The sequence below is a fragment of the Endozoicomonas atrinae genome (genome assembly GCF_001647025.1).
Taxonomy (GTDB): domain Bacteria; phylum Pseudomonadota; class Gammaproteobacteria; order Pseudomonadales; family Endozoicomonadaceae; genus Endozoicomonas; species Endozoicomonas atrinae.
The window spans coordinates 1-4,699 of sequence record NZ_LUKQ02000334.1 but is presented as its reverse complement, the minus strand read 5'-3'; the positions used below and the strand labels follow the sequence as shown (position 1 = coordinate 4,699).

At 51.6% G+C, this 4,699-nt stretch carries 7 protein-coding genes; 1 reads left to right on the top strand and 6 read right to left on the bottom strand.

Annotated elements, in window-relative coordinates:
• Positions 1–41 precede the first annotated feature (41 nt).
• From AK963_RS25555 to AK963_RS25545, 3 genes are all read right to left on the bottom strand, one after another.
• Entirely contained in the window at positions 42–965 is a 924-nt protein-coding gene (locus AK963_RS25555; RefSeq protein WP_066018200.1) for a hypothetical protein, read from the bottom strand.
• 37 nt (positions 966–1,002) lie between these two features.
• Positions 1,003–1,356, bottom strand: a complete 354-nt coding sequence (locus AK963_RS25550) for a capsid cement protein (protein ID WP_066018199.1) — start codon at positions 1,354–1,356, stop codon at positions 1,003–1,005.
• Between the two features lie 169 nt (positions 1,357–1,525).
• Positions 1,526–2,680 carry a hypothetical protein gene (locus tag AK963_RS25545; RefSeq protein WP_066018198.1) on the bottom strand — a complete coding sequence of 385 codons (1,155 nt, stop codon included), beginning with the start codon at positions 2,678–2,680 and terminating at the stop codon, positions 1,526–1,528.
• A gap of 288 nt (positions 2,681–2,968) precedes the next feature.
• Here AK963_RS25545 and AK963_RS25540 point away from each other — a divergent pair, with 288 nt between their 5' ends.
• The gene (locus AK963_RS25540) at positions 2,969–3,514 is read left to right on the top strand and encodes a hypothetical protein (protein ID WP_139117659.1); all 546 of its coding nucleotides are present in this window, start codon (positions 2,969–2,971) and stop codon (positions 3,512–3,514) included.
• On the opposite strand, the gene AK963_RS25535 is transcribed toward AK963_RS25540, so the two are convergent.
• From AK963_RS25535 to AK963_RS25530, 3 genes are all read right to left on the bottom strand, one after another.
• Positions 3,492–3,734 (bottom strand): hypothetical protein, encoded by a 243-nt coding sequence (locus AK963_RS25535; protein WP_066018196.1) that lies wholly within the window; start codon positions 3,732–3,734, stop codon positions 3,492–3,494. The genes AK963_RS25540 and AK963_RS25535 overlap by 23 nt on opposite strands.
• A gap of 17 nt (positions 3,735–3,751) precedes the next feature.
• A complete protein-coding gene (locus tag AK963_RS33650; protein WP_175404651.1) occupies positions 3,752–3,925 on the bottom strand; it encodes a hypothetical protein in 174 nt (57 codons plus the stop codon).
• Positions 3,926–4,059: 134 nt separating this feature from the next.
• Positions 4,060–4,470, bottom strand: a complete 411-nt coding sequence (locus AK963_RS25530; RefSeq protein ID WP_066018195.1) for a hypothetical protein — start codon at positions 4,468–4,470, stop codon at positions 4,060–4,062.
• Positions 4,471–4,699: the final 229 nt, after the last annotated feature.

Below are 4,699 nucleotides of genomic sequence, written 5' to 3'. Positions count from 1 at the left end.
TGCCGTACGCTGTGGAGTGCTGTGTATTTCATAGCCACTCCTTAGCTAATGACGTTTTCAAGGTGGTAAGCCACATCGTTGCAAATGATCAGCTCGTCGACTGACTCACCCACTCGAATGGCTTCACCGCCACGTAGGCCAATGTTGGCATCCTGACGGGTACCACTGACCCGCTGGCCATGCTCGGCGGTCATGCCGAAGGTGACGCCACGGTTCGGTCTGGCAGTGGGGTTGCGGTAGATCAGTGAGCAATGGTTGCCCCAGATGCGCTCCAGCTGCATCTCATGGCCGGGTCGGGCGCTGTTGTAATAAGCAGCTCCCACCAGAATCTCGTCAATTTCCAGCAACTCACGAACAAACGACAAAGGCACAAGGCCGTCATCGGATACGGTGCCGTTAAAGGCTTTGACGATGCTCGGGTTACGGCGCAGGGCAACGGCGACCTTACGACTGGTGATCATGACATTGGGGCGTTTGATGGGTGTTTCCAGGGCGTCGGTCAATACCACCAGAGGCTTACTGTCGGCATGGCTCCACTGGTCGGTGCCGCTGAGGGTTTCCTTGTGGGCATAGTTGGCTTTGTTCTGAACCATAGTGGCGACCCGCTTTTCGCGGTCCAGGGCGATGATCTCGGTGAGCAACTCCACGGCGTTGCCTCGTGGATCAAAGTTGCTGTTGGTGGCGTTATCTAAATCCTGCTGCGGGATATGGTCTTCCAGACCGTAATCCTGAACAAATCCCGCTTCTTCCGTTCCGCCGAATTCCACGACGTTAGGCTGGCCTTTACGACCCACCAAGGTATCTGGAATCGTGAAACGGTCTTCAGTGTTGTACTTCGTCCACTTAAACTCCCTGGCACCCACAGGAACTCTTGGCAGCACTCGGTCTGCGATGAATTCATTATTCATGTAGGCGATGGCAATAGCCGTCAGGGTCGGGTTGGTTTTAAATGGTGCGTTAGCCATGATTCTCAGTCCTTGAGCGTGTTATGAAAAAGAGTCCTTACCCTTGGGCTATCAATACGGATACAAAGTCACCGGCCACGGCGTCTTCCAGGGCGATACCGATGACACGGTCTGCCGCCTGTGTGGCGGTGATAACGTTGGCACTGGCATCGCTGGTCAGCACTTCCCCTTTACCAATATTCCCGCCTGCAATGGCTTCGGTAATGCCGGAAAAAATCACGTCCACCCGGCCATTGCTCTCGCTGCCGATCTGGGTGGTGACACCGATCAGGGCTTCCGTTGCTGCTGTCGCCTGTTTGACTTTCAGCTTGCCGGTGCCAAAGGTCACCAGCTTACGACCTTCCAGTGTGCCGTCGGCGTAAAAGCTTTTTATCAGTCCGTCGTTTCTCATTGGCTTAGTCCTTTTGGCCGTTAGAGATATAAAAATGGTTAGCCCTGCTGTCAGGGTGGTTAGTGCTGAACTGAGATTCAGGGCCTACTATTAACTTCATGGTGGTATGACGTACATTAATGGATGAATGTTGACAATGCCTTAGCTCAGTTGCTCTGCCACCATTTCCTTACTTTTCCACACTGCCTTTTTGAACCGCATTGACCGCCTGGGTGATGCTGACGGTTCTGCCTTTTTTGCGCTGCTCCTCCTGATACTCCAGGGCTTTCTGCGCCAGTTCGTTGCTGTTTTCCGGTGGCTGCTCCTGGTCGTCTGCAGCGTGTTCCTTAAAGTCCACCGCCTTGGGTAACTTGCCCAGAAACGCCTTCATAAAGGCCTGCTGACTGAAGCTCTTTTTCTGCTCGCCTTCACCGAATTCCAGCACGTCTTTGTCGTTGTCGAGGCTGGCCATGAACTCTGCCAGCTGCGCTTTCTGAGCGGGCAGCACCTTACCGGCCTTTACCAACTCATCCAGATCGCTGGCGATGGCCTGCTTCTGCAGTGCCGCTTCGCTGGCTTTGATGGCGGTCTCTTTCTCGGAAAAAGAGGCTTCCCGGTCTTTCAGGGCTTGCTCTTTCGCTTCCAGCTCAGCTTTCAGCTGCTTCAGTTCTTCTTCGGTCATGGCGGTTCCTTCCGGGGGCTGCTGTGATGGTGGCTTCTGTGATGGTGAATTGGGTTCTGAAAATGCAGGCGACGGTGTGTTGCTGTCTTCGTTCATCGCTCGGCGGGCACTGTCTTCAAGGTCTTCAATCGACCAGGTGGGCAGTATGTTGTCGGCCTCTTCCTTACTGAATTTGTCGATCAGAAATTCTCGTAACTTGCGGAACAGGCCAGCGATGTTGCCTGTGTCCCAAGGGGCGGAAAATTCGATCACGTCATCGTCTTCGGAAAATTCCACGTCCTTTAAGCCCTTAACGGCGGGGGGCTGCGCTCCTAAAAAACCGACATGGCGCAGGTAGTAAACACCGGGGACGGGGTTGCTGGCGCTGTCGGGAGCGTAAAAGCTGGCGCTGACTTTTTTAAACCGGCCTGCCTGCACCATTGCTTCAAACTGGGGATCGACCTGCTGCGGGTTCGCCACCAGACCGTCGTCGCTGTATTCCAGCCCGTTTACCCAGCCCCAGGCCGGGCCGTTGTCTTTCGGGTGGCCGATCACGATAGGAGCTTCGTGCAGCTCGGGGCTGTAGGCATCCACTGTCGCTTTCAGGGTGTCGTCACTGAACTCCAGCGTGATGCCCTGGCTGCTGGTCTGCTTCCCTGGCTTAAAGATATGAATCCCTTTCATGAAATCCCTTGTCCTGTGGGTAAATTTTTATGGACATGGGTTCATTCTGGTGGTTACGGCTGCTCCCCAACATACAGAAAAGTTCCGAACGCAATCGGTGCTCGCATGTGTGGGCATTTACTCTAATAGAGCGAAGTTTTTACATGTTCCGTGCTCTGTCTTGATATTCAAAGTGAGACCATAGTCTTGCTATATGATGAATCGGAGGTAGTTATGGAATGTTATTTTTCTTTCAATTCCATGAAAAAGGTCCGAAGAAAACACCGAAACTGCAGTATCGAATCCGTTATGGTTCATACCGCAGCGCAACATATTACAGGTCCTTTTTCTGCTGATTTCCTTGCGGATATTATTGATTTACCGCCTGGAGAGGTCAGAAAGATATTATTGTCATCTACCTACTTCCGCTCTGATGGTGATAACTTTTGCAAGCGGGAACGTCTGTCATCACTCTATGAAAATGCTTTGGTTACCTATCAAAACGGTAAGTTGATTCCCGCCAGCTTTTCTGACCTTGAAACAAAGGACGTTTTAATTAGGGAGCCCCTAATTGATTACTTTATGGAGGCTGTAAATAAGTTTGGTGATTGTCTGACGCTGCTGGATATGGCCATCCTGCTAGCTATTTATGAACATCGTCAGGAGTCTACGCTGGATGCCATCATGGAACGGATTGAATGCACGGATACGCAATTGGTGGCGGATAAGTTGAACCGTTTGGTAATGGATGGACTTCTGATGAACTTTGAAAGTGATGGTACTTCTCTCTACCGCTACACAGCGATGGCTTCTGACATCTTCAATATAATCTTTAAAGCTCGGGCAGGCGCTTAATATAGTCTCGAGCCATCTCACTCAGCAGCGATCCAATCTGGTCACGAAATCGATCAATGAACTCCACCAGAATGGGATTGCTGCTCTTTTTCAGGCAGTGTTCCAGCTCATCAAACCACTCAATCTCTAATCGCTCGATGACCAGCTCTATGTCGTCTTGCTGACCTGCTCGCTGTGCATACTGGTCAGCAGCTGTACTATTCACGCAGTGTCTGTCCATGTGACTGCTCCTAAAAACTATTTGCGCTGCAGGTGTGCCTGATAGCCTGCGTTGTACGCCTCCATCATGGCTTTGGCGATGCTCTGCATGGCCTGTTCGCTTAACCCTCGGGTTTTGCCTTCCAGAATGCTGAAATCCAATGTTTCGTGGGCAATGTCGCTAATGGTTTTCTGGGCTGCTGTAGTGTTCATAATGTGTGTCCTCTTTTTTATTTTCGTGTCTCTTACCACACAGTATGGACGGCGACTGTTGTTCATCAATGACCTCCCGTCGGGTTATTCATCCACCCAATTGGGCAGCGTTTCTGCTGCCTCGGGTGCGGTAGTTAGTGCTTGATATGAAAGGGCACATACTGGTCGTTCCGGTGCCACTTGGGTACCTCTCCGGGTTTATGCCTCAGGATGGCCATGTTGAGTTCTGTTACCCATGAACCGGTGCGGGTCTCCAACTCTGTCAGCTCGTTCTGGTGTCGACTGCCCTGGTTTACGTCCTGTTCAATCAGGTCATGGATCTGCTGATAAAGTGCCATGAGACGGCTGACCTTCTTTTCTATCCGGTCTTCCATGGGAATCTGGTTCTGCGCTCTCCATGCCACGCTCTTAATGGCACTGATCAGGGCGTCATGGATGATGTTGGGGTCGATGTTGGGGTTAGCCTTTGGCTCTGGCTTAGGTGGCTCAACGTCGCTTCTCAGGTCGCTGGTTAAATCGCTCAGCCATGCGTGAAAGTCTTTCATGGTTATTCTCCTTTCTGCGGTTGTAACACCAGCATGGCCTATCAACCGCACACAGCCAGTACCGCTCGTCGGAAAGACATCAGCTGTCTTCCATTCCTTTCAGGCTGCTGAATTGCCACCCACAAATACAGACCAGAACCTCGTCTATTTTCTGCTGCTCCTGCTCGCTGGCGTTTTCATAAATTTCGGTTAATAGCTCTGACTGATGTTCGCTGTCTTCCAGTTCGTC